This window comes from Pseudomonas syringae pv. tagetis (genome assembly GCF_022557255.1).
In the GTDB taxonomy this organism is placed as follows: Bacteria; Pseudomonadota; Gammaproteobacteria; order Pseudomonadales; family Pseudomonadaceae; genus Aquipseudomonas; species Aquipseudomonas caricapapayae.
Window position 1 is genome coordinate 2,483,865 of sequence record NZ_CP092923.1, and the last position, 24,169, is coordinate 2,508,033.

The window sequence follows — 24,169 nt, forward strand, 5'->3', positions numbered from 1 at the left end:
CTAGTCGGGGCGTAGCGCAGTCCGGTAGCGCACTAGCATGGGGTGCTAGGGGTCGAGTGTTCGAATCACTCCGTCCCGACCATATTTTGTTAAGGGGATCAGTCACTTACGGTGCTGATCCCCTTTTTAATTTCCGGCCTGCGCAAAACCCGCGCAAAACTTGCGCAAAACTAATTCGAAAACTGGCTGATATCGAGGTCGGGGATTGCCTCTGACCAGACAATTTCGGCGTGGTCTTTCTGATAGTTTTTCGTCATATCCTCGCTTGCATGCCCGGCGATCTTTTGCCCGTCCTTTCCGGCTTTCTTGTACAGGTGCAGTGACAGTGCCCGCACTTCATGAAAGCCCGGCATTTCCTCGTCACTCCAATCCGCGTAGCACCCAGCATCCTCTCGCGCTGCCTTAAACGCGCGTGTCAAATATCGCTCTTCGATCTTCGTCCAGTGGTCCTTGGTCTGGGCCTGCTTTTGCTTCAGGCGCTCCGGGCGCCGGTGAACGAGATAGGGCGAAGCCACGTTGTCCCGGCACCGACTGATGACAGCCTGCAACTCTGGCGTCACTCGGAATCGAATCCAGGCTGCGTCACTGGCCTTGGCCGTCTTCTGCTGGATGACATACAGAAAGCCTTCCCGCACGTCCTCAAACTTCATGTCCAAAATGTCGGTTCGGCGCTGGGCTGTGATCAGTGCCAGATCGATCGCGTTCCGTAGCCAGGCCGGCGACTTCTCGCGAATCAGTTTCAGCCCCTCGACGGTATGGCGCTTGCGCTGTTTCTTTTCGATTCGGTTGATGGTGCTGGCCGCAGGGTTATCAGGGCACAAGCCTTTTGCCGCGGCGTGGTTGAATATGTCGATGAGCAGGGCTCGGCACTGATTGGCGGTACGCGGCGTCAGTTCGTCGAGCATCACGGCAACCATGCGAATGCTGATCTGATCCACGGCCTTGCCTTCAAACGCTTTCCGGAATCGCCGAAAGTGAACCGCGTACAGCTGAAGCGTTCCTTTCGCGAGCTCCCTCGGCGGCAGTACGGTGGCTTCATAATGATCAAGGAAGCCAGCAAACGATTCAGAGGTCACGCCCAGTACCGTTTCGACCAGATCGGCCCCCTGCATGAATGCTAGATTCAGTTGCTTGGCCGCGTCGACCGCTTTGATTCGGTCGGTCCCAAACTGAAACCACTTGCCGTCAGTCGGCCTGCGATATCTATAGGTTCCGCGCCGGTCGTCCATGTACAGATTTTGGGGCAGGCCCTTGTTTGATTTGTTGCGCGGCCGGGGGACCATCATGCAACTCCTTTCAATACCATCGCGATCAGGTCATTTCCTGCTGCCTTGTTGTAGGCGGCCCAGTCGATATACCAGAGCTTGCCGATTTGCTCACCTGGGAGCTGGCCGTTGCGGATGTAATTTCGGATCGCTTGGGGGCACGGCGGCGTGCCGTTCTCGCCCCAGCGCCGACGCTGAAACTCACTGATCTTGATCAGTTCTTTTCTCATTTTCTTGGCTCCGGGCCGCGCTACGCGGCGGAAGGGTTTATCAGGCGGGTTTTGTAGTTCACTGCTATGGTCCACGCAGCCAGCAGGAGCTGGGGCGGCACCAAGGAGAGGTCATGGAATGCACCACAACGGCGGATGAGGTTTACGGCCCGCGCAATGCCAGGCTCGGCAGGCGGGCGGTGGATGGCAATATATGGTCGGGCACGACGATGATTTTCAGAATCATCGATGACCGGGTCTACTCAATGCACGAGCAGTACCTGGGCCGGCTCAAGTACGGCATGGCGATGACTGACAGGGGAGAGCTGATTTTCATGGTGCGGTAGGGTTGAGGCTATCGTTGGGCCAGCCGAGCGGCATTCCGTCAGCACGCATCAAGTGAGGCGGGAGGTCTTCGCGCAAACACATCGGCATTGTCCCAGGCACGCCGCAGGCATGGCATCCGCTCGGCATGCCTCGACATATCGAATGCAGCACAGGGAAGCCGCTTTTGCAGCGATCGTTCGTTGCGTCGTACTCCGAGCAAGGAATTCTTTCGGGCATGACTTCGTCCTTGCCGCACACGCGGCTGACATTGAATTGATTGAGAGGGGGAGGCAGGGTTATCTGGGGCGGTTGGCGTGCGCCGGGTGGTCAGGGCAGCAAACAGGGCATTCGCACCTTCTCGTGACGAGTTCCCGGTCGGGCGGTGGCGTCTGCATCAGAAACTCCCCATCCGGAACAGGCCGGGGGTCGAGCTTGGTCCAAAACGCGAGAACCTTCCGACCATCGCCCTTGTAAGGGCCGAGCCAGATCCCTTCCATTCGCTCATAGGAAGTGCTGATATGGCCTTGTTTTACCTTTCCGCCTACGCCCGGAATGTCATCAGGTAGGCGGTACAGCGCTACGGTCTCAAGTGCAGGATCAAGAGTTTGCAACTGTCGTATCAGCTGGCCTACTGTTTTAGGAGCCCCCCATACGACTGGCTCGACTGGCGGTTGAGGTGCTGCGGCGAGCATGTTCGAATATATTTCTTCGGCCATGTCGGAGCTGAGGCAGCCAATCCATTCTTCATCACCAGTTGCAAATGTGTAGGAGTCGCCTTCTACTGCCGCAATCATTTCCTCGGTCGGCTCGGCCGGAACCATCTTGTATTGCCTGCTCATGATCTTTCCCCTGTGTATTCACGCCAAGCGACCTTCACGCCGTTGACCAGAAAGCCCCAGTCGCCTTTCCAGCGGCTGGTGATGAAGAGCGTGTACACGCCGCCGGGCGACACTTCGTCGATGCGGTGGTATTCGCCGTGCTTGAGCTGGGCCGTTGAGCCAGGTCGCCGCCAGTATTCGAGATCGCTATGCCCGCCAGCCAACCAGAAGTGACGGCGCTGCTCCTTGTAGAAGCCGCGCAGGATGACCGTGCGCGCATCCCACGGATGGTCATGCAAGTCCCGGTCGGCGTCGGGCCGCATGATGTGGTGTACGCGGATCGACCAAGGGCACCAGCGGATGCGCCCGAGGTGGGTTTCCCGGTCGTAGGCGTTGAACAGCCACCAGCGGCCCATGTATACCTCTTGGCCATCAGCTGACTGTATGTGTAGGTATGGGGTGCGCTTGGCGCGGGTGATGAGCCAGCCAGCGATTGCCGGGCGCGCGAGTAGCTTGGCGAACATTCGCCAAAAGAGATTGAGCATGGTGGTACCTCGCCGGGCTGGCGTGAGTGTTGAAGTAGGATTCAGTCGCCGCAGAAGCAGGCTATGGCTTCGTCGTGGTCGGCGAACATATCGAACTGGGTGTCCGAGTAGTCGAGCATCTGCTGGTAGCTCGGTCGGTCGAAACGGAACAGCGCGCCGTCAGTTGTGGCGGTGCTGCTCTGGGTGGCGGTGCGTTCCATCCGAGCCCACCAGTCGGCCTTGCTCCGGTCGCTGGCGATGATCGAGTAGACCTGCTTTGCACCCTTGAGAAAGCACAGGTCGCAGTTGCCTTCCAGAGTGCGGCCATTGATCGTTGGTAGCTCCAGATCAAACGGCTGCGCCTTCCAGAATTCTCCGATCTGCTGCACGCCGACTCCGGCATCTGCCAGCGGCATCACCATCGTTGCGTGCTTGCTCTCTGATGTGGTCTTGCGATGCCGTATCTTGGCTACCCGCCGCGGTTCATCAGCTCGGATGCCGGTCATCATGTCGACCGGGGTTTCCTCTGTGGAGCATCCAACCATCCGCAGATATTTGTGGATCACCCTGATTTTGAGGTCAATGGTGCAGAACCGTGTGACCGGGTTGGGTAGATAGCTTCGCTTGCGGATCAGCGCTTCGAACGGCTCGCCGTCGCGGCTGGCGGTTTCGTAGGTGACGATGGCGAAGCCTCGATCATCATCGCGGTACTCCAGCCAGACAATGGGCACCTGCCAGCGCCGCGCGCATTGGTTCACAAAGTCGAGGGTGGCGGGGTTTTCCTTGCCGGTGTTGGCGAACGTGACGATCAGATCGTCCAGATCATCGTTGGCGTCCAGCACCTGGCGCAGCATGTAGGCACTGGTCCGGCCACCGGAAAAGCTGACAACCGTCGTCCCGGACATTTTGTAGGGGGACATGGGGATTCCTCGCCGGGGTGGCGTGAGTTGTTGAAGTGAGAAGGGGGTTCCGGTTTAAGCGGCCGGTACCGAGTCGCGAAATACGTCCATCTGTGCAGCGCCATCCAGCCATGCGGCGTCGATCCGGGCGCGTGCCAGTGCGGCATACTCGGGGTTCAGCTCGCAGATGATCGACCGCCGACCTTCCTGCATTGAAACCAGCGACGTAGTACCGGCACCGCCGAATGGGTCCAGCACCACACCACCGCGCGGCGCACCGGCCAAGATGCAGGGCCTGATCAGGTCGGGCGGGAAGGTGGCGAAGTGGGCGCCCTTGAAGCTGTGTGTCGCCACAGTCCAAACGCTGCGTTTGTTCCGCTCTGTCGGCATGATCGCCAAGGCTGAGTTCATTGACTCGTTGTCTTTGACCCTACCGCGCTGGCGCTGGTCGGAGTCTGTACCGTGTCCCCAGCCGACACCGTTCGACTTGCGCACGGTGGCCTTCATGTTGCCGTTGCTCTTGGCTCCGCCGTTGGCGCGCTCGCTGCCTATCTGCGCCTGAACATCCTGCGATAGCCGGGCGTGAGTGTTTGGTGAGCACGGCTCAAGGATGGCGGCTTGGTCGAAGTAGTATTTCTTCGATTTGCTCAGCAGGAAGATGTATTCATGCGACTTGGTGCACCGGTCCCGCACGCTCTCAGGCATCGGGTTCGGTTTGTTCCAGATGATGTCCTGCCGTAGATACCAGCCGTCGTCCTGCAGGGCGAATGCCAGGCGCCAAGGCATGCCCATCAGGTCCTTTGCCTTAAATCCGTCCGGCGGAGTGCGCCGATGACCTCTACGCACGGCGCCGCGAGTTGCTACCGACACCACGTCGTGTTTGCCGGCAGAACCGCCTTCAGCGTAGCCGCCGGCGACTGATGCGTAGCTATCGCCCATGTTCACCCAAATCGTGCCTTCAGCGCGGAGCACCCGGCGAACTTCGCGGAACACGTCGACCAGGCGTGCGATGAACTCGGCAGGTGTTTCCTCGAGGCCGATCCGGCCTTCTACGCCATAGTCACGCAGACCGTAGTAGGGCGGGCTGGTCACGCACGTATGCACGCTTTCATCTGGCAGCGTGCGCATCATGTCGATGCAGTCGCCTACCAGTATCTGGTGGAGCTGGCTCATATCGAGTTCCAGGCATGCGCCGCCCTCCGTGTCCGGTGGTGGCAAATTGGTTGGGGGTGAGCTATAGATGATGACCGGCATAGGGCCGAACGGGGTGAATGTTCATGGCAGCTGAAACACAGAACTTTTCTGCTTGGATGAGGGCGGCCGACATTCAGGCTTCCATATCTAGATGCAGGGAAATATTTAATAGCGGTGTATTCAACGACGGCAACAAAGCCGGCGTCCTTTTTGAATCGGCAGTGACCCATCTTTTGATTCATTTAAATGATTTGCTTCAAAAAGCAAATATAGACAAAAGGCGTATCTCGTTTGTTGAAGATGTTGAAGTTACTGACTCAGTTACAGATGTGACGGATTTAGTTAGGGCATGTCGTAACGCGGCATGCCATGTCACTAGCGGCGAACATAAAATTGACGCAGGGAAATTTACATTTTGCGTAGCCGCTGGTGTAGGTCCTAAACATTTTGTCATAAACGGTAAAGAAATGGGGTGCGAATATGCAGATGATATAGCCATATACTATGGTGTAAATCGTTTGTACATAAGAAGGCATTTGCTTAGGAGTTTTGAGGCTGTTTTAGTTATGTATGATAATCCCGAGTCGCGTTGGTAAAAATTCTCGCTGCCCTAGGCGGTAACGATATGTTCAGAGTGTGTTTCTTACTCTCAGTGGGTAGTCGATGTTGAATTCACGAATCAGCCGATTGATCATCGTGTTACTCAGTCCGAGCTCAACGACGGCTGCCTTCCGCGATATACCGCCGTCGCGGGCCGCTTTGATCCGGACCACGTTCAACGCATCAGCTACCGGATCGTGTCGATACGGAATGAGGTTGGAAGCCGGGCTGAACGCTTTGTATTCGAAGCCATGCACACGGGCCATTTTCCGAAGCCTGTAGATGCTCAGGCCGGTTTCGCGCATGACATCGGTGATCGTCATCGTCTCGGCAAGCTTGCGGACGACTTCCACCTGCTCGGCGCGGGCGTGGCACCTGTCTTCAATCGCGTCTTTCGGCGCCGCTGCGCGGAGAGCTTCCTTGGTTCGGTGCTTAGGTGCAGGCGGGCGAACGGGCGCAGGAGTCATCCGCCCGTACTGCTTTGGCTTGGGCTTCGACGGAAAGCCTTTTTTTGTTTCGATCACGCCGCCGCGCTTGAGGAATGCAGCCACCTCAGCTTCGAGGACGGCGGACCGCTCTTTGTTGCGCTGAATCGTGCTCAGCTCTGGACTGATCATCAGCTGGCACCGTACAGCGCGAACAGCGCCAGGCCGGTAGCGATGGCAGCAGTCCAGCGCAGCGTGTGAGTGGCGAACGACCGCTGACGTACAGGCTGGGCTTCCAGTTGCTCAGCGATTTTGCACGCCGCGCAGTGGCCTCGATGCACGCCACGTACATTGCCGGTCGAACGCTCGACGATGCCGAACTCGTTATTGCCGTTCGGCACGACCGTGAAGCGCGGCAGAGCTGCCGGGTTCTTGCGGCCGACCTTGTCGTAAAACTCGGCCGTTGAAAGGTTGCAGCGCTGGCGCAGGCCTTCGAGGATTGCACGACGCTGGCTGATTGTCTGATGCATATGAGGCTCCTTGACCGCATTGGCCAGATGCCAGGCGCGGGTGACCAAACCCTGCCGTGAGACTGGCCTGGCACCTGCCGATGCGGTCGTTTGATTTGGGGGGGGGTGATGCAGGGGGCCGATTTAACGGTTTGAACTCTTCCGCATCGGGGGTAGCAATCCAGGCCATACCGGTGATCGCCTTTCGGCTTACGGAATCGAACCGCCTAGCGGGATTGCTACCTCCGATGCAGCCTGGCGCTATGACAGGGTTCGGGCAGTTTTCGTCAGGCTGACGCTGGTGCTGTTTTTCAGATAATCGCTGTCAGGGTCTTGGAGCCATCTGGTGCAGTGCTGGTGATCGACATCGCCACCATCTGATGGTGGCCCTGTTGAATTGCTTGAGCGCACCGCTTGTAGCGAGGGTCAAATACGTCATCGCCATCTGGCAGATGAGTTGTACAGGTCAGCGTGGAGCAGTCCTCGCCATTGGGACCCTCGCCGTCGTGGGCAATGCTGAAGCTCGCGACCATCGCAATACCGTTCTGCCTGGCAATGTCGACGATCTGCTTAATCAGAGGGCTGATCTGATCGTCGTAAACCTGTTCTTTGTTCATGTTTGCTCCTGATGGTTGGATTGATGCTCAGCAGATCGCTGCCACTGGCCTCAGCTTGTCCGAGCCCTTACGGCTAATCTTCTGTTCATACCCGCCCCGGCGTGACTCGGGGGCTCTGCGCTCGCGCCTCATCGATTCGTCGCCCAGCACCGCGTGCAGAACGATCACCGACATGAACAACAGGCAGAGCGGGGAAATGATCTGTCGGCGCATGGCCTCGGCGATCATCGCTGTTTGGCGATTCACGCCGAGCTTGAACATTGCGACCGACAGCCGCTTAACGACCGTGCCCGGCGCGATGCCAAACGTGCGGGCGATTTCCTTGGCTGTGCAGCCCTGGGCGGCTGACAACAAAAACTGCAACTCTCGCGGCGCAAGACCACGGCCGAGGTGGCCTCTCCATGCCCCACATACGATGGTGGTATCCATTACGTTTTACTCGGTGGTTGTCATCCCAAAGCACCCGGCAAGCCAGGTGCTTCAGTGATGCTGTCCAACAGGTGATTCCGTTCTCTGTAAAGAGCTTCGTCCAGTCGGTCCCGTTATCCGGGGCTGGGAGATCACTTCGCTGATCCCGTGCTATCTGGCGGCTTCACCAGTCTTGTGGTCGATCTGAGAGGGCCTGCTGAGGCGCCTGCTCGTTTCGATAGACACAGTTAACCATCGGTATATTTATAGGTCAATACCGATGGTTAATTTATTTTTGCTGGGTGTGCGTTATGATTTTGTCGTTACTGGATGTATATACAGTTTATTGTGGAGGGGAGATGGGAAGCGTTAAACCAGCAAGGCGTATTGAGATGTCCGGGGTAGAGCGTTTGGGCCTACGTGTTTCGGAAATGATCAACCATCCAGTCGCTCAAATTCAGCGATGGGTGACGATTCATCGCCTGGATACGGACGGAGACAGGGAGTGGGAAGAGGTGATGGGCGTACTGTCCGCTACGGACGAGCTCGATTTGACTTTCGAGGATGATGGAGCGGTCACCGTGAGGTGGGAGGCCACACCCATAGATGATCGACCTGGCGAGATGATTGATGAGAGGGAAGAGCAGGCTGCACCTTTCTGATGCTCAATAAAAAGCCCGCGCTGGTGGCGGGCTCAGTCACTGGTGGCGCTAAACGCTCTTGGCAAATTGGAAGTGCAATTCACCGTTTGCGCCGTTTTTCATGCTGTAGCGATTCCTGAACTCTTTCGCATCTTCTTTTTCTACGAAAAATCCAGTAACGACGGTCATACCGTCATCTGGCAACACCACGCCCGGCATGTCGGCGATCCTGTTTCTGACAGCATCCATTTCGCTATTGCTGCCGCAGTCATAACGTACTGTCCATCCACCTGTCGCATCCATCGGCGCAGGCGATCCAGAACTGGAGGCCTCTAGTGGCTCGACGTCAGATCCGCAGTGCTTGCATTTGACTGCCGCCTTTTTGATCGTCTCAGCGCAAAAAGGACAGTTGCGATATTGATCGTCCGGGCCGTGGGCGCCGTTTTGGATTGGCGATTTTTTGCTCATGAGTGCGATAAGCAGGCCGCCGAGAGCAATAAATCCAGCGATGATCGTATAGTTCTGACGCTCGGACATGAGCCCTATATTGTTCACCCGTCCAAAACCCGATACCACGGACACATCCATGTTCATGGCTAGAATGATGCCTACGACTCCGCAAGCCAGTATTAAAAGTCCACATCCTCGCACTGCTCATCCCTCCGTAATTGAAAGCTGATATTACCTTTATTGCACTTGGCAACCAGCTCACGCTCCATCGTTCTGCGTCATATTTTAGATGGGCGGCGCCCCGAAAATCAGACCGCCTGACCGTTCCACACGTAAAGCACTCGGGCCAGAATGTGAGTGTCGTCGACCCAAATGTCCTCTGGGTCATGATGTTTGTTGTCTGAAATCATCTTGAAGCGATCCTTGCCTTTCTTCTGTAGACGTTTCACGTACAACATTTCGTCGTATGAGAACAGATAGATCCCGTCACCTGTAAATTCCCGAACCGTGACATCGACCAGCAGAGGGTCGCGATCTTTGATAGTGGGCGCCATCGATTGGCCCCAGCCAGTTATCATTTTGAGGTGGAAGTGCTCTTTGAACGTGACGCCCATCTCGCGAAGATGCTTGGGGCTTACCCTGATGTCTTGAAGCATTTCAGGGTATTCGTTCGGTATTTGCCCCCCGCCCATGGCTGCTCGGACATCGTAGTGGGCAATCCACACCTCATCACCAACCACGCCTGGCCGGGAATACTCCGCTCCCTTTACGTTTGCTCCGGCGACGCTGGCAGCTACCTCCTCAACCGCGTCAGCAATCTTTTGGCGCGCGTCAGCGGGCAGATTTTTTCCGTGCTTGGCAATCATCTGCTGGACGATATCGACGGATGACTGGGAGGCGGCAGGCTTCCCTGCGCTGGTCAGCGACGCAATTTCTTTTGCCAACCGCGGGCTGAAACTTTCTACGGGCTCTTGAAGCATCCGCGAAAGCACTGCTGCGAATCTCGTATTCAGGGGATTGATGCCCTTGAAATACAGGTTCACGGCAGCCGGAGTCATGCCGGCCTCGTCAGCGATTTTTTTCTGACTCAGCTTCAGCTCGTTTTTTTTCGAGAGGAACAAGTCGTGTGCGTCTGCGCACTCGGCGAGCAGCTCGGGCGGGAGGATGCGTTTCTTCGTCATCGCGCGAATGTATACCAACGGTTAAAAATAAGAAGAAACCATCGGTATTGATTAAAAATTAACAGATGGTTAACATCAGCCTCATCTATAACAGAGGCGCGACCCATGATTGAGACTTCCCTCGACAAGTTCGTGGCTGACAAAGGGCAGTCCGAAGCCGCCAGGCTTCTTCGGGTTACTGCCCCGGCCATTCACAAAGCTTTGACTGCGAAGCGCGATATCCGCGTTCTTGAGATGCCTGACGGCAGCTTTCGAGCTCAGGAACAGCGGCCATTTCCCTCTCATACGTCAGCTGCACATGCCAGCGGCGTGACGTGAATTATCCGCTCAGGCGGGAAGGGCAGGTAGTACAGCGGATGGGCTGTTGATTCATCCAGTATCAAATTTCAGGCAAAAAAAAGCCGGTGGCTAGACCGGCTTCTTCACAACATAACGAGGTCAATTATGCCCACCAATTCAGCGACGAGCAATACCTGCGAAGGGTTGTCAGCTTCGTCGTTAACGCGAAATCTGACGCGTCATTTCTCAACCCCCACGCATGGAGGGCTGTGATATGGCCCGCGCACGCAACATCAAACCAGCGCTGTTCAAGAACGAAGTGCTTGGCGTGGCTGATCCCATGCTGACCTTGCTGTTCGAAGGTCTGTGGCTGCTCGCTGATAAAGCTGGCCGCCTTGAGGATCGTCCTCTTCGGATCAAAGGCGAGCTCTTTCCGTACCGTGACGGCCTTGATGTCGATGGCATGCTGGCCTGGCTGGCGGCCGAGGGCTTTATTGTCCGCTATACGGTATCCGGCAAGCGCTATATCCAAGTCGAGAATTTCGACAAACATCAGAACCCGCATCGTAATGAACCGGAGTCAGTTATCCCTTCTGCATCAGAAGGTTGTATCAGTACCGATTTTGGCGGTACTGCTACTGCCATTATCGGTAGCGCTCCGGCTGATTCTCTGATTCCTGATTCTCTGATTCCTGATCCCCTCAACATACCGACGCCTTCGGCATCGTCGCCGACGACGGGCGATCTGTTCCCAAAGTTCTGGAAGCTTTACCCGAACAAGAAGGGGAAGGCGGCAGCCGAGAAGGTTTGGCGGAAACTCAAGGTCAATGACGACCTGTTCACGCTGATCGTTGAGGGTTTGGCCAGACAGTGTGTTTCCCCGGCGTGGACCAAGGACGGCGGACAGTTTGTTCCGCACCCAGCCACTTGGCTCAACGGCAAGCGCTGGGAGGATGAGGTGCAGCCTGCAACCAACGTGCATCAGTTCCCCAACTCCCGGCACCACGGTTTTGCTGATCGCGATTACACCGCAGGACTGATCACTCGGGAGGATGGCAGCTATGCGATCTGAGAACGTCGTTTCCATGCCCCGCGCCACGCCACCGCCGCAACAGACGACCGGCATCTGCGATGACCATGGGCAATTCCCTCAGACCGTAAACGTTATTTTCGGCAGGGTATTCAAAACCGGCTGCCCGGAATGCATGCGTATCGCGAAGGATGAGGACGCGGAGCGTGCAAGGATCAATGAGCGATACGAGTTATCCCTCAAGTTCGGCGCAGCGCTGATTCCGAAGCGGTTCGCGACGAAGACCCTTACCGGTTACATCGCCGATACCGCCGGCCAGAAAGAGGCGCTACGGGTGTGTCGAAAGTACGTGGACAAGTTTCCGGAGATATCCGAAACGGGTCGTTGCCTGCTGATGCTCGGCAAGCCTGGCACCGGCAAGACCCACCTGGGCACTGCCATTGCCAACGAGCTGATGCGCAAGACTGACGCCACGGCCGTCTACCGAACCCTCGGCACGATCCTGCATGACATCAGGTCGACCTATCGCCAGGGCAGCGAGCGTACCGAAGGGCAGATCATTGCGGCTCTCGTCATGCCGTCCTTACTGGTTCTCGATGAAATCGGCGTGAGCAAAGAGGCACCGAGTGATTTCGAGCTGACCACGTTGTTCGCGATCATCAATGGCCGTTACGAGCAGATGCGCCCGACCGTGATTATTTCCAACCTCGACGGAAAAGCACTGCCGGCGGCGATGGGCGAGCGCTGCGTTGACCGGCTGCGTGAAGGCGGGGTGATTGTGCTCCCGTTTGAGTGGGAATCGCATCGCGGCAAGGAGGATTTCTGACATGGGCATGCAACTTGATTTTGCACAAGAAAACCTGATGTTCGAGAGGGCTGCTGCCGCCATGAGTATGCGGCTAGACAAGCTCCCAGGCGGGTTTTATGCCGATCAAGGTACCCAGCACGCCTGGGCTCTCTGGATTCATCGCGCTGCATTAACCATCGAAATTCTCACCATGCAACTCGAGGGCTCGCAATGAGCAAACTCACCAAGGCAGCGCGCGATCGCGAATGCCAGATCCGTTACCCAGGCTGCTCGAGCGAATCCTCGACCACGGTGCTGGCCCATTACCGGCTGGCTGGCACTTGCGGCATGGGCTTCAAGCCAAACGACCTGCAGGCCGCTTGGGCGTGTGCGTACTGCCACGACATCGCCGATGGCCGCCTGCGAGCTCCGGCGGTGCTGAGCCGTGACGAGGTCCGCCTGTTCCACGCCGAGGGGGTCATGCGTACCCAGGACGCGCTGATTCGTGAAGGGAAGGTGTCGCCATGAAGCCCGCCGAAATGACGTTGTTCAAACCCAAGCGCACCCGCGCCAAGTCGGTCGACCGGGAGGGCTTGGAGCAGGCCGCGCTGCTGCGCGAGCTCAAGCTGCGTATGCCCTTGGTGGCGGCGCTGATCTATCACGTTCCCAACGGTGGCCACCGGCACAAGCTGGTTGCGATCAAGCTGAAAGAGCAGGGTGTGCGCGCCGGTGTTCCCGATCTGGTGCTGCCGATGGCACGCGGCGGGTACTTCGGCCTGTACATCGAATTCAAGGCCACTCCGCCGCACGATGCCGCTGTCTCGGGCAGCCAGTACGAGTGGATACGCCAACTCGGCGAGCAAGGCTATCTGGCGATCATCTGCCGCGGTCACTTCGACGCGATGGAGCAGATCCGCGCATACCTCCGACTTCCTCAGACCACGGTAGCCGCATGAGCCAGACCCTGCTTACTTCGTTCTCAGATGCGGAAATCCGCCGGCAGGCAGCGAATTCAGACGTGCGCGACCTGCGCGATGCTCGTTACCCGGGCGTGTATTTTCGCTTTCACCAGAATCGCGAGCGCGGCACCTGGCACCTGGTGGTGGGCAAGAAGTGGGAGAAGATCGCCGGTTTCCCAGAGCTGCCGGTGAAAGGGCTGATCAACGCTCTGCCGAAGATACGGGAGCGCCTTGCGACTGACCCGAAGGCTTCCGCCGCCGCCGGCACGCTGCAGACCGTTGGCCAGTTACTGGAGTGGTTTATGGTCCGCCAGTCCACCGAGCGCAGTCTTTCGGCAAAGCGCCGCGCCACCAACACATCGATCATCACCTGCCACCTCAAGCCGCGTCTGTCCGAACTGCTCATTGCCGACGTGGACCGGTCCACCTTGGACAAGCTGGTCATGTGGCCCATGCAGGCCGAAATGTCGCTCTCCTACGTCCGGTTGATGTGGGGCGTGCTGGTAGTCGCGTTCCGACAGGCCGAAAAGCTGCGTCTGATCGCCCAGAACCCAGTCGCCGGTTTCAAGTTCACCGACTTCACCAAGGCCCGCATCCTGCCGAAACCATCGCGGCTGCGTGCCGTTCAGCTGGAAGAGGTGCTTTGTGACCTTGCTGCAGGGTTCGACCAGCACCCGCAGGACTGCATGCTGGCGCTGATGATGCTGTGCCACGGCACGCGTGCTGGCGAGACAAGGCAGGCCCGCTGGTCGCATCTGACGCTGGGTGAGCAGGGCGAGTGGTTCATTCCTGCCGAGAACACCAAAACGCGCTGTGAGCATCGACTACCGCTGACCCATCAAGCCTGCGCGCTGCTGGAGAGGTATCGGGACTGGCAGTCGTCGAAGGGCTACAAGGGTGCCTACATGTTCCCGGCTCGCAACCGTGGGCCGATCAGCGACAGCCAGGCATGTGCCGTATTCGCGCGCCTGGGCAAGGGTGAGTGGACGAGCCACGACCTGCGCAAAGTGGCCCGGACCGGCTGGACTGATCTGGGCGTCGACTTTCTGATCGGCGAGATGCTGGTGAACCACACACTGACCCGCAACGTGCAGACCTATATCCACACCTCGGCTGAGCTGCTCAAGCGTGACGCGCTGAACAAGTGGCACGAATGGTTAGACGGGAAAGGCTTTAGCCGCATTCACCGCTCGACCCTCACTAGAAACGAAAATTCGCAGAATGCCGTCGAGGCCAATACTGGCGCGGCTTCCAGCGCGATCACGAATCCATAAAAGGCGAGGTTTAAAAATGATGATTTCGCACGACAGCGCCTTGGCTTTTGCCTATGCGCTTCAGAAAACCGATGCAGGAATGCCGTCGCCGTCGGCCTTCCGTCGCGAGTTCGACCGCTCAAAAGTCTTCATGGTGATGAGGCAAAACTTCGACGACTTCACGCGGCTGACGGTCGTAATGGATGGCGGTCACCGTTTCGATATCGACAGCGACAACGTCACGTTCAATATCGACCTCGCTGCTGACTGGCTGGTTGGTGAAGGATGAAGAAGAGTCACGGCCCTGCGTTCCGAGCCGCTCAACTTGACCTGGCCCAGTGCCCGGCCTGCCGAGGCCGCGCTGTGATCAAGGGTGTTTTTCACGAAATGGCCTGCGAGCAGTGCAACGCCTCGGGCTGGGTCGCCGCCGATACAGGGGATGCGCTGCCGCTGGACGTGCTGGTCACGCAGCTGAGCATGCGCCTGCAGGCTGCTGACCGGCAGATCGAACAATTGAAGCGGCCGGCCCAGATGACTGGGCCTGCCGCCATTTACCAACAGAACAACCGGCGCGGTGCCGGTGGATCGAATTACACAGGGGACTGATCAATGGGCATCTATAAAGACGTGATGGGAACCCTGGTACGAGTACTGGCTTCCGACAACATCGACAACAGTACGAAACAGTCCTGGCAGAACCTTATCGACGCCGATCTGCGCCTGGGCGGCAATGGCAGTTCTATCTCGGTGCGGGACAAGTTCGATTACGACTGCTGCCTGTATGCGCTGCTGCATCGCGAGTTGGAGTCCGGACAGTGGGACGTGCTGGTCGCGAAGTACTCCACGCACAAGGCGAATAAGGTCGCGGCGATTGGTCGCCTGGTCAGTCGCACCACGTCGCCAGCGCCGCAGCTGTTCATCTATAAGGCGCTTACGGCATGGGCCATACCCAAACTGCGCGGTATCCAGACCGGCAAACGCTCAACCGATATGATCGTTCTGCCAGCTCAGTTCTACGACATGAACACCTGGGACACCGAGGGCAAGCCTGAGTCAACCCGCCGTCGTTGGAGGACAGGCATTGCCAAGCGTTTGGAGTTGCTGGAAGAGGCAGCAGTGATTCGTGCAACCGAGATTTTCGACCGGGAACAGATATTTATAGATGCCGCTTGACGTAGTGGCGGAATGGTCATAAATTAACTCCATCCTGCCACTTTCATGAGTGCTAGGAACGATGTGAAGCCCGGTCAAGCGACTGGGCTTTTTAGTTTTCGAGGTTCCTATGCAAAATAAATCAAAACTAGAAATAGCGGGCACCTTGATAGCTGCGGTTGCTCTAGTTGGGCCTATTTGTTATTTGTGCCTTGCGCTTTTTGAACTGGGTCGTCTTGATTATTTCGATGCACCTAGAGATTTCATAAGCTTTGGGTCATTTGGCATTTATCAAATGCTTTCAAAATTGTTTCCGGTCGCCGTGATGATGCTGCCAACTATTGGTATGTTTGTAATTGCCTTTACTGTTAAAGGCAAGATGCGGTTCGTTCGAATATCTGCCGGGCTGGGAATGACGCTCTGCATGCTCTCTATCTATTCTGCGTCTGACGCCTGGAAATGGGGGTTTGGTGCGGCAATGTTCTTATGCATCATTCCCGGATTGTTGATCAATTACAGCGCTCCTGACGTTGGTAATTTGGAAGATGAGATTGAGCCTGAACCCGAGAATCCTGTGTTTTCTTCGGCTAGGCGGCTTCGCAGTTCATTCTTTTGTGCGATTCCGTTATGCGTGTTCGCATGGATCTTCGCCGCTGCCGGTGCTAGAGATGCAGAGTCTCAGAAGGAATTTTGGGAGTCTAAGGAAGGGGTGATAATTGGTTTCTATGGCGAGAATGTCCTTCTGATGCCAAGGCATGGAGCAACGTTTGGCAGCGATTTCAAGGTGATTAAGCTAGAGAACGCCGGCGAGCTTGTATTGAAAACGCTCGGGCCTGACATTAAGAAAAAATTAGTTACAGGCTCAAGGTAGTAACTGCGATGCTATGGCATAGTTTTTCGAATAGTTAAAAGAATTTCAGCGCGGCAAATTAGTTAGACCTTCTTACTACACTATAAAGGCACGCCACATTGGCGGGCCTTTTTTCGTTTATAGACCCCGAAAGGGCAAGACCGGATGCGCACTATGCCCGACAAGCCAGACACCTGGGCCAAGCTCTGGATGGCCTTATCGAATCCACTATGGCAGGGCGCGATCATGGCCATCATCGTCTCTCTACTGCGAGTCCTCTACGACGCGAAAGAAACCAGTAAGCGCCGGATTTTCTTTGAAGCCTTGATCTGCGGTGCGTTGAGCCTGGTGGCATCAAGCCTGATTGAATGGATGGCTTGGCCGCCCAGCCTGTCAGTCGCTGCCGGTGGCACCATCGGCTTTCTCGGCGTAACAGCCATTCGCGAGCTGGTGACCCGATTCATTGGCCGCAAGGTGGATTCCGTATGAAGGCTATCGCCGCTGCAATCATCATCAGTTTGGTGGGCCTGCTGCTGGTGGGTATCCAGCAGTACCGCGTCATCGCTTTGGAAGGGCAGGTGACGCTGCAAACGAAGACCGCCAAGGATGCGACGGACGCCAATACCGAAAGCCAGAAGACAATCACCACGCTCCAGGCCGAGGCTAAGCGTAATGCCAACTACACGGCCGATCTGCAGCAGCGCCTAAAGGCCAGCGAAGACAAGGCCCGACAAGCGAGGAAAGACTTTGAAGACCTCAAGCGTAAGAGCCCGGCTGTTCGTAAGTGGGCTGATCAGCCTTTGCCTGACGGCCTGCGCGGCAAGCCCGCGACCAGTGATGGTAAAGACATCAGCGGTAAGCCTGGAAGCCCCGGTAATGGTGCCGTGCGAACGGGTCAGCGATAGCGACGAAGACCTGGCACTGAACGGTGACCTATGGGCCTTGAAGGACCGAGCCGTCAATCTGCTGGACACATGCGCCGATCAGGTTGACGCGCAGATCAAGCGCAGCCAGAGCAAGTAGCCCATGGCACGACTCAAGACGCTAGGCAACCGCGTAGCTACGCAAGGCGATCGGGTAAGCACTGCGCCGCCAGCTACATGGCGAGCGGGTAAGACCACTGCGAACCAGCGAGGTTACAACTACGCATGGCAGAAAGCGCGCTTGGTCCATCTGGGCGCCAACCCGCTGTGCGTCTACTGCGACCGGGCTGGGCTAGTCGTAGCTGCGTCGGTAGTCGACCACATCATCGCCCACAACGGTGATCAAACCCTGTTCTGGGCACGATCCAACTGGCAATCCCTCTGCAAGACCTGCCACGACAGCGTGAAACAGCGCGAAGAAGCGAAAACTCGGTCGTTTTGACCGGATTTGGCGTGATTTGCACGGTTTTGGTGCGAAATCAGGCGTTTTGGAGGGGGGGGTCAAAAATATGGGTTTTTTCGATCACTAGACCGCCCTCGACCGCACGTACAGATTTTTTCCCGCTCAGGATTTTTTGTTAATGGCCCTCACCCCTAAAAAACGCGCATTTGTCGATGCGGTCAGGGGAGGTGCGTCCAATAAAGATGCAGCCGTAGCCGCAGGGTACGCGGCTTCCAGCGCTGCGCAGGCGGGTGCGAGGCTGGCGAAAGACCCGTTCGTGATGGAGGCTTTAACAGGCTCGGCAGTTAACAAAAAAGTTAACAAATTTGTTAAAGGCAGCTCCCCAGCAGCGGCGTCACCCGCGGCACCTGTCGGCGAGCATGGCCAGGCTGAAGAACAGCCCGACGTGGCTTTCGATCTATCGAAGGCTTTGCGCTTTTCAGACCCGAAAGACTTCCTGCTGGCAACGATGAATGACTTTGCGGCGGAGGCAAAGCTGCGGGTAGACGCAGCGAAGGCGCTGATGCCGTTCATTCATCCGCGCAAAGGGGAGAGCGGTAAAAAGGAGACGGCCAAAGACAAAGCCGCAGGCGCCGCCCAAGGCAAGTTCGGTGTACGTAAAGGCCCGCTGTCGGTGGTGAAATAATGGAGTGGTCGACGTCCTGCACAGACTGGGAGCAGCGCATCGTCGCTCGCCAAAGCCTGATTCCGTTCGAACCTCTGTTCCCGGATCAAGCAGCTGAGGCTCTGAATGTCTTCGGCGACCTGCGCATGGTGGATGCTACCGGCAGCCCTTTGATGTGCGAGACAGTCCGGCCTTGGGTGAATGAATTCGTCGCCGCGATATTCGGCGCATACGACCCGTACAGCGGTCGTCGGATGATCAGCGAATTCATGCTGCTGATCAGCAAGAAGAACGGCAAATCGACCATCGCCGCCGGCATTATGCTGACTGCTCTGGTACTGAACTGGCGCACCTCTGGCGAGTTCATCATCCTGGCGCCGACCAAGGAGATTGCCGACAACTCCTACATCCCTATACGGGACATGGTGAAGGCCGACGAAGAGCTATCGGCCTTGCTCAAAGTGCAGGATCACTTGCGCACCGTTACGCACATGCAGACCGGCGCGACCCTCAAGGTGGTGGCAGCCGACAGCGAGACGGTATCGGGTAAGAAAGCCATTGGCGTATTCATCGACGAACTGTGGGTGTTCGGCAAGCGAGCCAATGCCGAGGCGATGCTGCGCGAGGCTACTGGTGGACTGGCCTCAAGGCCCGAGGGTTTCATTATTTGGGCGACGACCCAGTCCGACGCACCGCCAGCCGGTGTATTCCGGCAGAAGCTGTTGTACGCACGCCAGGTGCGCGACGGCCTCATAGTCGACAAGTCGTTCTTGCCGGTGCTTTACGAGTTCCCGAAACACATGATCGACGCGGGCGACCACCGCGACGTTAAACACGCGTACATCACCAACCCGAATCTGGGGCTGTCGGTAGACGAGCCGTTCATTGAACGCGGCTTCACCCAGGCGCAGATCGACGGCGAAGAGTCGTTCCGTGGTTTTCTCGCCAAACACTTGAACGTCGAGATCGGTTTGGCGCTGCGCTCTGATCGATGGGCCGGTGCTGAGTTTTGGGAAGTGCAGGCCAAGCTCCCCGGCCTGACGCTGGACGATCTGATCGAGCGCTGCGAAGTGATCGATATCGGCATCGACGGCGGCGGTCTGGACGACCTGCTTGGGTTTGCGGCAATTGGGCGTGACAAGCACACGCGCCAGTGGCTTTTGTGGACGCATGCCTGGGCTCACCCGTCGGTGCTTGAGCGCCGTAAGGGCGAGGCGCCACGGCTTCATGACTTCGCCAAAGAGTGCCATCTAACCATGGTTCAAGTCATTGGCGATGACCTCGAGGAAGTCGCGGACCTGGCTGCCCGCGTCGAGAAGGCCGGGTTGCTGGATCAGGTCGGCGTTGACCCGGCTGGCATTGGTGGTGTGCTTGATGCGCTGGTCGCCGCTGGCGTACCGCAGGACAAGATCATCGGTATCTCTCAGGGCTGGAAGCTGGGCGGCGCGATCAAGACTACCGAGCGCAAGCTGGCTGAGGGCGGGCTGATCCACGGCGGCCAACCCATGATGGCCTGGTGCTGCGGTAATGCCAGGGTCGAGCCGCGTGGCAACTCGATCCTCATCACCAAGCAGGCTTCGGGCTCGGCCAAGATTGACCCGCTGATGGCCACCTTCAACGCGGTATCCCTTATGTCACTCAACCCTGAAAGCAAAGGCGGGATGGATGACTACTTGAATAATGGTTTCTTCGGACTTGTAGGCTGACTATGTCATTTCGTTGGTACAACCCACTGACGTGGCGTTTCTTTGGCTACACCGATCCGTTGACCGGTGACTACGTCGAAGTCGATCTTGAGATAGGTGGCAAGCGCACCAAGGCTGGCGTGCGTATCACGTCAAAAAATGCGCTGAGCATCGGCATTGTCTGGTCTTGCGTGAAGATTCTGTGCGAATCGGTGTCCGGGCTGCCGCTCAAACTGTATGACGACCAGGACGGCAAGCGTGTGTTGGTCCCGTACAAGGACCGGGCAGCAAGGGTGCTGCGCAAGCCCAATCCCTATATGACTCGGCTGAATTTCCTGAAAGCGGCCGTCGTGAACATGGCGTTGCGAGGGAACAGCTACAACCTTATCGAGCGCGCGGCGAACGGCGATCCGATAGCGTTTCTGCCAGTTCCGTTTGACTCGGTTGAGGTCAATACAGACGGCGACCTGATTTATTTCGTGACCCTGGCTGGCGAGCGGTTTCCGGTTTCTCCCGAGAACATGCTGCATTTCAAGTTGTTCAGCATCGACGGCATCGTTGGGCTTTCCCCTATCGAGTACCAAGCCGAAACGATGGGGTTGGCCAAGGCCGCGCAGGACTGGTCGGCGCACTTCATGCGCAAGGGCGGATTCACTGGCGGCTATGTGATCTACGAGCAGTTCCTGACCAAGGAACAGCAGGCGCAGGTCATGGAGAAATTCCCAGACGTGCGCAAAGGTGACGCCGCTGACATCGGCAAGATGGCGATTTTGCAGGGCAACCCCAAGATCATACCGGCGGGCCTCAGTCAGAAGGACAGCCAGTTCATTGAGTCTCAGCAGTTTCAGGAAGAGGCGCTTGCAGGTGTGTGGGGCGTTCCGCTCTATCTGGCTAACCGGGCCGGTAAAACCTCAATCATGGGTTCGAATCTGGAGCAGCAAACCAGCGGTTTCGTAACCTTCGGCCTCAAGCCGTACCTCGACGCCATCGAGGACGAGCTCAACGACAAGCTGTTTGCAGGCACGACTCGCTTTGTCGAGTTCATCGTGGAGGGCCTGCTGCGCGCTGACAGCGCTGGTCGATCGGCTTACTACACAGCGGCCCTTGGTGGCTCCGGCGGCTCTGGCTGGATGGCTATCAACGAAGTCCGCGAAAAAGAAAACCTGCCCCCGCTATTGGGCGATCAATACAACCAGGTCACCCGATGGGAGATGCAGACCAATGCTGACAAAAATTGAAGTTCCCTTCGAGGTAAAGGCCGTTGATGACGCCGGTAACTTCGAAGGTTATGCCTCGGTGTTCAACAACGTTGATCTGGGCGATGACGTGATTCTGCCGGGCGCTTTCACCAAGGTGAAGGCAACGCGGGGAGGGCGCTTGAAGCTGGCGCTGTTTCACGACCTGACTCGCCTGGTTGGGTCTGCCGAGTTCACCCAGGACGCCCACGGCCTGTTCCTGAAAGGCAGGATCAACCTTGCCGTCAGCTATGCCCGTGATGCCTACGAGCTGATGAAGGAGGGCACGCTGGACAGCATGTCCATTGGCTTCAACACGCTGCTGTCGAGTTACGAAGAGCGTGCAGGCCGCCAGATTCGCATCATCAAGGAGGCTGAACTGTGGGAAGCCTCAATCGTCCCGTTCGGCATGAACCCCGAGGCGACCATTACCGACGTGAAGTCGGATATCAGACTTTTTGAAAAGGCCCTGCGTGAACGCATGGGCCTTTCGCAAAAGGAGGCGGCTGCGGTCGCCTCGCTCGGCTATACCGCCGTCCACCGTGATGGTGGTGCAGCGGACACGGTGATCGTGGATGAGCTGAAAGCAATCTCCCAACTGTTCAATACCCAATTCGGAGTTCAGCCATGACCGCTGACGTAAAAGAAATTCGCGAATCCCTCGAAAAGCAACTCAAAGAGGGCTTCGGCAACCTGCAAGTGAAGTACGACGCCGTTTCTGGCGAGCTGGAAAAAGGCAACGCTGTGGCTGGAGATCTGAAAAAGCAGATCGAAAACCAGAAAGGTGAGTTGGAGCGCATCATCGAGCAGGTGCAAATTCTCGAAGAGAAGGGCATCAAGCTGCGTGGCCAGGGCGGCGACAAGAAAGGCTTTATTGACTTCGTCAAAGGCAATGACGACTACAAGGCCGTGAGCTCGCGAAAGCAGGATAAGGCTGAAATCGAGATCACCAAGTCCGACATGGCGTCGATGACTGAAATGAAAGTCACCAGCTCCGGCCTGGTGGTCCCTCGGTACGACCCGACTATCCAGGACGTACCACGCCAGAACCTGCTGATTCGCGACCTGATCCCGAGCACTCCGGTAGACGGAAATTCTTACAGCTACTTCGTCGAGAACGTCCACACCCGGGGCGCTGGCATGGTTGCTGAAGGCGGTGTGAAGCCCACCAGCAACGTGACGTTCACCCAAAAGACCGACACCATCAAGAAGATGGCGGTTTGGATGCCGATCACCGACGAAGCGCTGGACGATGTGCCGCAGCTGTATTCCTACATTCAGGAACTGCTGCGCTACGACCTGAAGCTGGAAGAAGAAGGGCAGATCCTCAAAGGCGACGGTCAAGACAACAATCTCAACGGCGTCATGACCCAGGCAAGAGCATTTGACGCTGCTCTGTCCAAGACTGGCGACACGGCAATCGACACCGTGCGCCGCGCGATCTACCAAGTCCGCAAGCAGTCCAAGCGCGCCGCAGATGCCGTGGTCATGACCGACCTCGACTGGATGAACATCGAGCTGCAGAAGGATGCGGAAAACCGCTACCTGTTCGCCAACCTGCAAGGCCTGGTCACTCCAATCCTTTGGGGTCGTCCGGTAGTTGCTTCGGACAGCATGGACGAGGGCGATGGCGACACCACAGGTGGCGAGTTCCTGACCGGCTCGTTCGCCCAGGGCGCGCGCATCTATGACCGCATGGCGTTCACCGTGAAGGTCGGCATGATCAATGACGACTTCGTACGCAACCAACGCGTCGTGCTCGTCGAAGAGCGTCTTGGCTTGGCGGTCCGCCGTCCATACGCCTTCGTCAAAGGTCGCTTCGCGGCCAAGTAAGCAGCACTTCATTCACAAGGGCCTGACGGCCCTTTTTTTATGGATAACGAATATGAAAATTCGAGCGCTGTGGGGCTTTAAGGGCATCCAGGCAGAGTTGAAAAACGCTACGGGCCAGGCCCGCGCTGGCGAAGAGTTCGACGTTAGCGATGAATACGGGCACACCCTGGTAGGCAAAGGTTTGGCTACGGAGGTTGACGGCAAAACCGCTCCCAAGACCACCAAGCAGGCCAAGCCCGAAGAGAACAAGTAAATGATCGACCTGGCACGCGTGAAGCTGCACCTCAAGGTGGACAGTGAAGAGGAAGACACGCTCATTGCTGGCTACTTCGAGGCGGCCAAGTCTCACGTCGCCATGCACTGTGACCGGGAGCTGGTCGAGGGAAATCCGGCCGGACCAGAGCAGATGGGTTTTACCCCGGACGTCGTGCAGGCCGTATTGCTGATGGTCGGTCACTGGTATGCAAACCGCGAAGCCGTCGTTATTGGAGGCGCGCCTGCTGAGGTGCCGCTGGCGGTAGACCGCCTGCTTTGGTACAGGAAGCGATTCTGATGAGAGCAGGCTCAATGCGACACCGTCCTACGCTCTACAAGCCTGCGCGGGTCAAGAATCGAACCGGTGGTTTTGACGACACCTGGATAGCGTCCGGCCAGCTTTGGGCCGAGATCACGCTGCCTACCGGGCGCATCGAGGCCGTTGCTGAAAAGCTTGCAGCGGTGGTTACCGCGGAAGTCCGGGTGAGGCCTCGGCCGGATCTGGTTGCAGGCTGCCGCCTGGTGAACAGAGGCGTCACCTATCTGATTGTGGCTGCACTGCCAGACAACGAGCTTTCAATGCTCCGTCTGCTCTGCACCAATGTCCCCAACCCTTGAGGAAATCCCATGAACGTTAGAGCACTTGCCAACATCTCCGGCGCCGTAGGCGAGCGGACTACAGGCGATGAATTCACCGTGGACGCTGCTACGGCAAAGTCTCTGATTGAGCGAGGCCTGGCCGAAGAGGTCAAGAACACCCCGGCGCCGAAAGCCGACAAGGCAAAGGAGTAACC

The 24,169-nt window shown here is 57.3% G+C and carries 39 protein-coding genes and 1 tRNA gene; 28 read left to right on the forward strand and 12 right to left on the reverse strand.

Annotation, left to right across the window (positions count from 1 at the left end; genetic code table 11):
• Positions 1 to 5: 5 nt before the first annotated feature.
• Positions 6 to 82, forward strand: a tRNA-Pro gene (locus MME58_RS11115).
• Positions 83 to 170: 88 nt separating this feature from the next.
• Here the strand turns inward: MME58_RS11115 and MME58_RS11120 are convergent.
• Positions 171 to 1,283 (reverse strand): tyrosine-type recombinase/integrase, encoded by a 1,113-nt coding sequence (locus tag MME58_RS11120; RefSeq protein ID WP_055006740.1) that lies wholly within the window; start codon positions 1,281 to 1,283, stop codon positions 171 to 173.
• Positions 1,283 to 1,495, reverse strand: coding sequence for a hypothetical protein (locus MME58_RS11125; RefSeq protein WP_055006741.1), 213 nt, complete (start codon positions 1,493 to 1,495; stop codon positions 1,283 to 1,285). The genes MME58_RS11120 and MME58_RS11125 overlap by 1 nt, the downstream gene beginning before the upstream one ends.
• A gap of 113 nt (positions 1,496 to 1,608) precedes the next feature.
• On the opposite strand from MME58_RS11125, the gene MME58_RS11130 reads away from it, so the two are divergent.
• Positions 1,609 to 1,821, forward strand: a complete 213-nt coding sequence (locus MME58_RS11130) for a hypothetical protein (RefSeq protein ID WP_024421391.1) — start codon at positions 1,609 to 1,611, stop codon at positions 1,819 to 1,821.
• 276 nt (positions 1,822 to 2,097) lie between these two features.
• Here the strand turns inward: MME58_RS11130 and MME58_RS11135 are convergent, their stop codons facing one another.
• The 4 genes from MME58_RS11135 to MME58_RS11150 are packed head-to-tail and all read right to left on the reverse strand — an operon-like array spanning position 2,098 to position 5,215.
• Complete coding sequence (locus MME58_RS11135; RefSeq protein WP_025168061.1) at positions 2,098 to 2,640, reverse strand: hypothetical protein; 543 nt, start codon at positions 2,638 to 2,640, stop codon at positions 2,098 to 2,100.
• Positions 2,637 to 3,164: a hypothetical protein gene (locus MME58_RS11140; RefSeq protein WP_055007247.1), complete on the reverse strand. Its 528-nt coding sequence runs from the start codon at positions 3,162 to 3,164 to the stop codon at positions 2,637 to 2,639. Before MME58_RS11140 ends, MME58_RS11135 begins: the two co-directional genes overlap by 4 nt.
• A gap of 41 nt (positions 3,165 to 3,205) precedes the next feature.
• Positions 3,206 to 4,063 (reverse strand): phosphoadenosine phosphosulfate reductase domain-containing protein, encoded by an 858-nt coding sequence (locus MME58_RS11145; RefSeq protein WP_055007246.1) that lies wholly within the window; start codon positions 4,061 to 4,063, stop codon positions 3,206 to 3,208.
• A 54-nt stretch (positions 4,064 to 4,117) separates the two neighbouring features.
• Positions 4,118 to 5,215 carry a DNA-methyltransferase gene (locus MME58_RS11150; RefSeq protein WP_055007248.1) on the reverse strand — a complete coding sequence of 366 codons (1,098 nt, stop codon included), beginning with the start codon at positions 5,213 to 5,215 and terminating at the stop codon, positions 4,118 to 4,120.
• A gap of 104 nt (positions 5,216 to 5,319) precedes the next feature.
• Here MME58_RS11150 and MME58_RS11155 point away from each other — a divergent pair, with 104 nt between their 5' ends.
• The gene (locus MME58_RS11155) at positions 5,320 to 5,832 is read left to right on the forward strand and encodes a hypothetical protein (protein ID WP_055005142.1); all 513 of its coding nucleotides are present in this window, start codon (positions 5,320 to 5,322) and stop codon (positions 5,830 to 5,832) included.
• A 33-nt stretch (positions 5,833 to 5,865) separates the two neighbouring features.
• Here the strand turns inward: MME58_RS11155 and MME58_RS11160 are convergent, their stop codons facing one another.
• The 4 genes from MME58_RS11160 to MME58_RS11175 form a co-directional block, all read right to left on the reverse strand.
• Positions 5,866 to 6,453 carry a hypothetical protein gene (locus tag MME58_RS11160; RefSeq protein WP_055005109.1) on the reverse strand — a complete coding sequence of 196 codons (588 nt, stop codon included), beginning with the start codon at positions 6,451 to 6,453 and terminating at the stop codon, positions 5,866 to 5,868.
• Positions 6,453 to 6,791 carry a hypothetical protein gene (locus MME58_RS11165; RefSeq protein ID WP_055005110.1) on the reverse strand — a complete coding sequence of 113 codons (339 nt, stop codon included), beginning with the start codon at positions 6,789 to 6,791 and terminating at the stop codon, positions 6,453 to 6,455. The genes MME58_RS11160 and MME58_RS11165 overlap by 1 nt, the downstream gene beginning before the upstream one ends.
• 290 nt (positions 6,792 to 7,081) lie before the next feature.
• Positions 7,082 to 7,387: a hypothetical protein gene (locus MME58_RS11170; RefSeq protein WP_055005111.1), complete on the reverse strand. Its 306-nt coding sequence runs from the start codon at positions 7,385 to 7,387 to the stop codon at positions 7,082 to 7,084.
• Positions 7,388 to 7,414: 27 nt separating this feature from the next.
• Positions 7,415 to 7,816, reverse strand: a complete 402-nt coding sequence (locus tag MME58_RS11175) for a helix-turn-helix domain-containing protein (protein ID WP_003364229.1) — start codon at positions 7,814 to 7,816, stop codon at positions 7,415 to 7,417.
• 338 nt (positions 7,817 to 8,154) lie between these two features.
• Between MME58_RS11175 and MME58_RS11180 the strand changes: the two genes are divergently transcribed.
• On the forward strand, positions 8,155 to 8,457 hold the full coding sequence (locus tag MME58_RS11180) for a DUF1654 domain-containing protein (protein ID WP_055005112.1): 303 nt from the start codon (positions 8,155 to 8,157) through the stop codon (positions 8,455 to 8,457).
• A gap of 48 nt (positions 8,458 to 8,505) precedes the next feature.
• Here MME58_RS11180 and MME58_RS11185 read toward each other — a convergent pair whose 3' ends face one another.
• Both MME58_RS11185 and MME58_RS11190 read right to left on the reverse strand, forming a co-directional pair.
• A complete protein-coding gene (locus MME58_RS11185) occupies positions 8,506 to 9,030 on the reverse strand; it encodes a hypothetical protein (RefSeq protein WP_055005113.1) in 525 nt (174 codons plus the stop codon).
• 164 nt (positions 9,031 to 9,194) lie between these two features.
• Positions 9,195 to 10,067: a S24 family peptidase gene (locus MME58_RS11190; RefSeq protein ID WP_010439580.1), complete on the reverse strand. Its 873-nt coding sequence runs from the start codon at positions 10,065 to 10,067 to the stop codon at positions 9,195 to 9,197.
• A 105-nt stretch (positions 10,068 to 10,172) separates the two neighbouring features.
• Here MME58_RS11190 and MME58_RS11195 point away from each other — a divergent pair, with 105 nt between their 5' ends.
• From MME58_RS11195 to MME58_RS11310, 24 genes are all read left to right on the forward strand, one after another.
• Positions 10,173 to 10,385: a Cro/CI family transcriptional regulator gene (locus MME58_RS11195; RefSeq protein WP_055005114.1), complete on the forward strand. Its 213-nt coding sequence runs from the start codon at positions 10,173 to 10,175 to the stop codon at positions 10,383 to 10,385.
• A 235-nt stretch (positions 10,386 to 10,620) separates the two neighbouring features.
• Positions 10,621 to 11,418: a hypothetical protein gene (locus MME58_RS11200; protein ID WP_055005115.1), complete on the forward strand. Its 798-nt coding sequence runs from the start codon at positions 10,621 to 10,623 to the stop codon at positions 11,416 to 11,418.
• On the forward strand, positions 11,408 to 12,202 hold the full coding sequence (locus tag MME58_RS11205) for an ATP-binding protein (protein ID WP_055005116.1): 795 nt from the start codon (positions 11,408 to 11,410) through the stop codon (positions 12,200 to 12,202). The genes MME58_RS11200 and MME58_RS11205 overlap by 11 nt, the downstream gene beginning before the upstream one ends.
• Before the next feature lies 1 nt (position 12,203).
• Positions 12,204 to 12,398, forward strand: coding sequence for a hypothetical protein (locus MME58_RS11210; RefSeq protein WP_055005117.1), 195 nt, complete (start codon positions 12,204 to 12,206; stop codon positions 12,396 to 12,398).
• A complete protein-coding gene (locus tag MME58_RS11215; RefSeq protein WP_055005118.1) occupies positions 12,395 to 12,691 on the forward strand; it encodes a DUF1364 domain-containing protein in 297 nt (98 codons plus the stop codon). Before MME58_RS11210 ends, MME58_RS11215 begins: the two co-directional genes overlap by 4 nt.
• Positions 12,688 to 13,119: a VRR-NUC domain-containing protein gene (locus MME58_RS11220; protein ID WP_024645822.1), complete on the forward strand. Its 432-nt coding sequence runs from the start codon at positions 12,688 to 12,690 to the stop codon at positions 13,117 to 13,119. Before MME58_RS11215 ends, MME58_RS11220 begins: the two co-directional genes overlap by 4 nt.
• Positions 13,116 to 14,396, forward strand: coding sequence for a tyrosine-type recombinase/integrase (locus MME58_RS11225; protein ID WP_055005119.1), 1,281 nt, complete (start codon positions 13,116 to 13,118; stop codon positions 14,394 to 14,396). The genes MME58_RS11220 and MME58_RS11225 overlap by 4 nt, the downstream gene beginning before the upstream one ends.
• Before the next feature lie 16 nt (positions 14,397 to 14,412).
• Positions 14,413 to 14,664, forward strand: a complete 252-nt coding sequence (locus tag MME58_RS11230; protein ID WP_055005120.1) for a hypothetical protein — start codon at positions 14,413 to 14,415, stop codon at positions 14,662 to 14,664.
• Positions 14,661 to 14,981 carry a hypothetical protein gene (locus MME58_RS11235; protein ID WP_055005121.1) on the forward strand — a complete coding sequence of 107 codons (321 nt, stop codon included), beginning with the start codon at positions 14,661 to 14,663 and terminating at the stop codon, positions 14,979 to 14,981. Before MME58_RS11230 ends, MME58_RS11235 begins: the two co-directional genes overlap by 4 nt.
• 3 nt (positions 14,982 to 14,984) lie before the next feature.
• The gene (locus MME58_RS11240) at positions 14,985 to 15,548 is read left to right on the forward strand and encodes a hypothetical protein (protein ID WP_055005122.1); all 564 of its coding nucleotides are present in this window, start codon (positions 14,985 to 14,987) and stop codon (positions 15,546 to 15,548) included.
• Positions 15,549 to 15,657: 109 nt separating this feature from the next.
• Entirely contained in the window at positions 15,658 to 16,398 is a 741-nt protein-coding gene (locus MME58_RS11245; protein ID WP_055005123.1) for a hypothetical protein, read from the forward strand.
• Positions 16,399 to 16,542: 144 nt separating this feature from the next.
• Positions 16,543 to 16,866 carry a phage holin, lambda family gene (locus tag MME58_RS11250; protein WP_082427135.1) on the forward strand — a complete coding sequence of 108 codons (324 nt, stop codon included), beginning with the start codon at positions 16,543 to 16,545 and terminating at the stop codon, positions 16,864 to 16,866.
• Entirely contained in the window at positions 16,863 to 17,282 is a 420-nt protein-coding gene (locus tag MME58_RS11255) for a hypothetical protein (RefSeq protein ID WP_055005125.1), read from the forward strand. Before MME58_RS11250 ends, MME58_RS11255 begins: the two co-directional genes overlap by 4 nt.
• On the forward strand, positions 17,215 to 17,400 hold the full coding sequence (locus MME58_RS11260; RefSeq protein ID WP_146099916.1) for a hypothetical protein: 186 nt from the start codon (positions 17,215 to 17,217) through the stop codon (positions 17,398 to 17,400). Before MME58_RS11255 ends, MME58_RS11260 begins: the two co-directional genes overlap by 68 nt.
• Positions 17,401 to 17,403: 3 nt before the next feature.
• Complete coding sequence (locus MME58_RS11265; RefSeq protein WP_020339935.1) at positions 17,404 to 17,742, forward strand: HNH endonuclease signature motif containing protein; 339 nt, start codon at positions 17,404 to 17,406, stop codon at positions 17,740 to 17,742.
• Between the two features lie 139 nt (positions 17,743 to 17,881).
• Positions 17,882 to 18,388, forward strand: a complete 507-nt coding sequence (locus tag MME58_RS11270; RefSeq protein WP_055005126.1) for a hypothetical protein — start codon at positions 17,882 to 17,884, stop codon at positions 18,386 to 18,388.
• Entirely contained in the window at positions 18,388 to 20,073 is a 1,686-nt protein-coding gene (locus MME58_RS11275; protein ID WP_003418885.1) for a terminase large subunit, read from the forward strand. Before MME58_RS11270 ends, MME58_RS11275 begins: the two co-directional genes overlap by 1 nt.
• 2 nt (positions 20,074 to 20,075) lie before the next feature.
• A complete protein-coding gene (locus MME58_RS11280) occupies positions 20,076 to 21,290 on the forward strand; it encodes a phage portal protein (protein WP_003418884.1) in 1,215 nt (404 codons plus the stop codon).
• Positions 21,274 to 21,918: an HK97 family phage prohead protease gene (locus tag MME58_RS11285; protein ID WP_003418882.1), complete on the forward strand. Its 645-nt coding sequence runs from the start codon at positions 21,274 to 21,276 to the stop codon at positions 21,916 to 21,918. Before MME58_RS11280 ends, MME58_RS11285 begins: the two co-directional genes overlap by 17 nt.
• Complete coding sequence (locus tag MME58_RS11290; RefSeq protein ID WP_016568944.1) at positions 21,915 to 23,120, forward strand: phage major capsid protein; 1,206 nt, start codon at positions 21,915 to 21,917, stop codon at positions 23,118 to 23,120. Before MME58_RS11285 ends, MME58_RS11290 begins: the two co-directional genes overlap by 4 nt.
• 52 nt (positions 23,121 to 23,172) lie before the next feature.
• Positions 23,173 to 23,373, forward strand: coding sequence for a DUF7302 family protein (locus MME58_RS11295; protein WP_016568943.1), 201 nt, complete (start codon positions 23,173 to 23,175; stop codon positions 23,371 to 23,373).
• The gene (locus tag MME58_RS11300) at positions 23,374 to 23,673 is read left to right on the forward strand and encodes a head-tail connector protein (protein ID WP_055005127.1); all 300 of its coding nucleotides are present in this window, start codon (positions 23,374 to 23,376) and stop codon (positions 23,671 to 23,673) included.
• Entirely contained in the window at positions 23,673 to 23,993 is a 321-nt protein-coding gene (locus tag MME58_RS11305) for a head-tail adaptor protein (protein ID WP_032634583.1), read from the forward strand. Before MME58_RS11300 ends, MME58_RS11305 begins: the two co-directional genes overlap by 1 nt.
• Before the next feature lie 9 nt (positions 23,994 to 24,002).
• Positions 24,003 to 24,167 carry a hypothetical protein gene (locus MME58_RS11310; protein ID WP_010416569.1) on the forward strand — a complete coding sequence of 55 codons (165 nt, stop codon included), beginning with the start codon at positions 24,003 to 24,005 and terminating at the stop codon, positions 24,165 to 24,167.
• The last annotated feature ends 2 nt before the right edge of the window (positions 24,168 to 24,169 follow it).

What these genes read in the sequence shown, in the direction of transcription:
- MME58_RS11120 (WP_055006740.1), bottom strand. Translation starts at nt 1,283, where the DNA reads ATGGTCCCCCGGCCGCGCAACAAATCAAACAAGGGCCTGCCCCAAAAT.
- MME58_RS11125 (WP_055006741.1), bottom strand. Translation starts at nt 1,495, where the DNA reads ATGAGAAAAGAACTGATCAAGATCAGTGAGTTTCAGCGTCGGCGCTGG.
- MME58_RS11130 (WP_024421391.1), top strand. Translation starts at nt 1,609, where the DNA reads ATGGAATGCACCACAACGGCGGATGAGGTTTACGGCCCGCGCAATGCC.
- MME58_RS11135 (WP_025168061.1), bottom strand. Translation starts at nt 2,640, where the DNA reads ATGAGCAGGCAATACAAGATGGTTCCGGCCGAGCCGACCGAGGAAATG.
- MME58_RS11140 (WP_055007247.1), bottom strand. Translation starts at nt 3,164, where the DNA reads ATGCTCAATCTCTTTTGGCGAATGTTCGCCAAGCTACTCGCGCGCCCG.
- MME58_RS11145 (WP_055007246.1), bottom strand. Translation starts at nt 4,063, where the DNA reads ATGTCCCCCTACAAAATGTCCGGGACGACGGTTGTCAGCTTTTCCGGT.
- MME58_RS11150 (WP_055007248.1), bottom strand. Translation starts at nt 5,215, where the DNA reads ATGAGCCAGCTCCACCAGATACTGGTAGGCGACTGCATCGACATGATG.
- MME58_RS11155 (WP_055005142.1), top strand. Translation starts at nt 5,320, where the DNA reads ATGGCAGCTGAAACACAGAACTTTTCTGCTTGGATGAGGGCGGCCGAC.
- MME58_RS11160 (WP_055005109.1), bottom strand. Translation starts at nt 6,453, where the DNA reads ATGATCAGTCCAGAGCTGAGCACGATTCAGCGCAACAAAGAGCGGTCC.
- MME58_RS11165 (WP_055005110.1), bottom strand. Translation starts at nt 6,791, where the DNA reads ATGCATCAGACAATCAGCCAGCGTCGTGCAATCCTCGAAGGCCTGCGC.
- MME58_RS11170 (WP_055005111.1), bottom strand. Translation starts at nt 7,387, where the DNA reads ATGAACAAAGAACAGGTTTACGACGATCAGATCAGCCCTCTGATTAAG.
- MME58_RS11175 (WP_003364229.1), bottom strand. Translation starts at nt 7,816, where the DNA reads ATGGATACCACCATCGTATGTGGGGCATGGAGAGGCCACCTCGGCCGT.
- MME58_RS11180 (WP_055005112.1), top strand. Translation starts at nt 8,155, where the DNA reads ATGGGAAGCGTTAAACCAGCAAGGCGTATTGAGATGTCCGGGGTAGAG.
- MME58_RS11185 (WP_055005113.1), bottom strand. Translation starts at nt 9,030, where the DNA reads ATGAACATGGATGTGTCCGTGGTATCGGGTTTTGGACGGGTGAACAAT.
- MME58_RS11190 (WP_010439580.1), bottom strand. Translation starts at nt 10,067, where the DNA reads ATGACGAAGAAACGCATCCTCCCGCCCGAGCTGCTCGCCGAGTGCGCA.
- MME58_RS11195 (WP_055005114.1), top strand. Translation starts at nt 10,173, where the DNA reads ATGATTGAGACTTCCCTCGACAAGTTCGTGGCTGACAAAGGGCAGTCC.
- MME58_RS11200 (WP_055005115.1), top strand. Translation starts at nt 10,621, where the DNA reads ATGGCCCGCGCACGCAACATCAAACCAGCGCTGTTCAAGAACGAAGTG.
- MME58_RS11205 (WP_055005116.1), top strand. Translation starts at nt 11,408, where the DNA reads ATGCGATCTGAGAACGTCGTTTCCATGCCCCGCGCCACGCCACCGCCG.
- MME58_RS11210 (WP_055005117.1), top strand. Translation starts at nt 12,204, where the DNA reads ATGGGCATGCAACTTGATTTTGCACAAGAAAACCTGATGTTCGAGAGG.
- MME58_RS11215 (WP_055005118.1), top strand. Translation starts at nt 12,395, where the DNA reads ATGAGCAAACTCACCAAGGCAGCGCGCGATCGCGAATGCCAGATCCGT.
- MME58_RS11220 (WP_024645822.1), top strand. Translation starts at nt 12,688, where the DNA reads ATGAAGCCCGCCGAAATGACGTTGTTCAAACCCAAGCGCACCCGCGCC.
- MME58_RS11225 (WP_055005119.1), top strand. Translation starts at nt 13,116, where the DNA reads ATGAGCCAGACCCTGCTTACTTCGTTCTCAGATGCGGAAATCCGCCGG.
- MME58_RS11230 (WP_055005120.1), top strand. Translation starts at nt 14,413, where the DNA reads ATGATGATTTCGCACGACAGCGCCTTGGCTTTTGCCTATGCGCTTCAG.
- MME58_RS11235 (WP_055005121.1), top strand. Translation starts at nt 14,661, where the DNA reads ATGAAGAAGAGTCACGGCCCTGCGTTCCGAGCCGCTCAACTTGACCTG.
- MME58_RS11240 (WP_055005122.1), top strand. Translation starts at nt 14,985, where the DNA reads ATGGGCATCTATAAAGACGTGATGGGAACCCTGGTACGAGTACTGGCT.
- MME58_RS11245 (WP_055005123.1), top strand. Translation starts at nt 15,658, where the DNA reads ATGCAAAATAAATCAAAACTAGAAATAGCGGGCACCTTGATAGCTGCG.
- MME58_RS11250 (WP_082427135.1), top strand. Translation starts at nt 16,543, where the DNA reads ATGCGCACTATGCCCGACAAGCCAGACACCTGGGCCAAGCTCTGGATG.
- MME58_RS11255 (WP_055005125.1), top strand. Translation starts at nt 16,863, where the DNA reads ATGAAGGCTATCGCCGCTGCAATCATCATCAGTTTGGTGGGCCTGCTG.
- MME58_RS11260 (WP_146099916.1), top strand. Translation starts at nt 17,215, where the DNA reads ATGGTAAAGACATCAGCGGTAAGCCTGGAAGCCCCGGTAATGGTGCCG.
- MME58_RS11265 (WP_020339935.1), top strand. Translation starts at nt 17,404, where the DNA reads ATGGCACGACTCAAGACGCTAGGCAACCGCGTAGCTACGCAAGGCGAT.
- MME58_RS11270 (WP_055005126.1), top strand. Translation starts at nt 17,882, where the DNA reads ATGGCCCTCACCCCTAAAAAACGCGCATTTGTCGATGCGGTCAGGGGA.
- MME58_RS11275 (WP_003418885.1), top strand. Translation starts at nt 18,388, where the DNA reads ATGGAGTGGTCGACGTCCTGCACAGACTGGGAGCAGCGCATCGTCGCT.
- MME58_RS11280 (WP_003418884.1), top strand. Translation starts at nt 20,076, where the DNA reads ATGTCATTTCGTTGGTACAACCCACTGACGTGGCGTTTCTTTGGCTAC.
- MME58_RS11285 (WP_003418882.1), top strand. Translation starts at nt 21,274, where the DNA reads ATGCTGACAAAAATTGAAGTTCCCTTCGAGGTAAAGGCCGTTGATGAC.
- MME58_RS11290 (WP_016568944.1), top strand. Translation starts at nt 21,915, where the DNA reads ATGACCGCTGACGTAAAAGAAATTCGCGAATCCCTCGAAAAGCAACTC.
- MME58_RS11295 (WP_016568943.1), top strand. Translation starts at nt 23,173, where the DNA reads ATGAAAATTCGAGCGCTGTGGGGCTTTAAGGGCATCCAGGCAGAGTTG.
- MME58_RS11300 (WP_055005127.1), top strand. Translation starts at nt 23,374, where the DNA reads ATGATCGACCTGGCACGCGTGAAGCTGCACCTCAAGGTGGACAGTGAA.
- MME58_RS11305 (WP_032634583.1), top strand. Translation starts at nt 23,673, where the DNA reads ATGAGAGCAGGCTCAATGCGACACCGTCCTACGCTCTACAAGCCTGCG.
- MME58_RS11310 (WP_010416569.1), top strand. Translation starts at nt 24,003, where the DNA reads ATGAACGTTAGAGCACTTGCCAACATCTCCGGCGCCGTAGGCGAGCGG.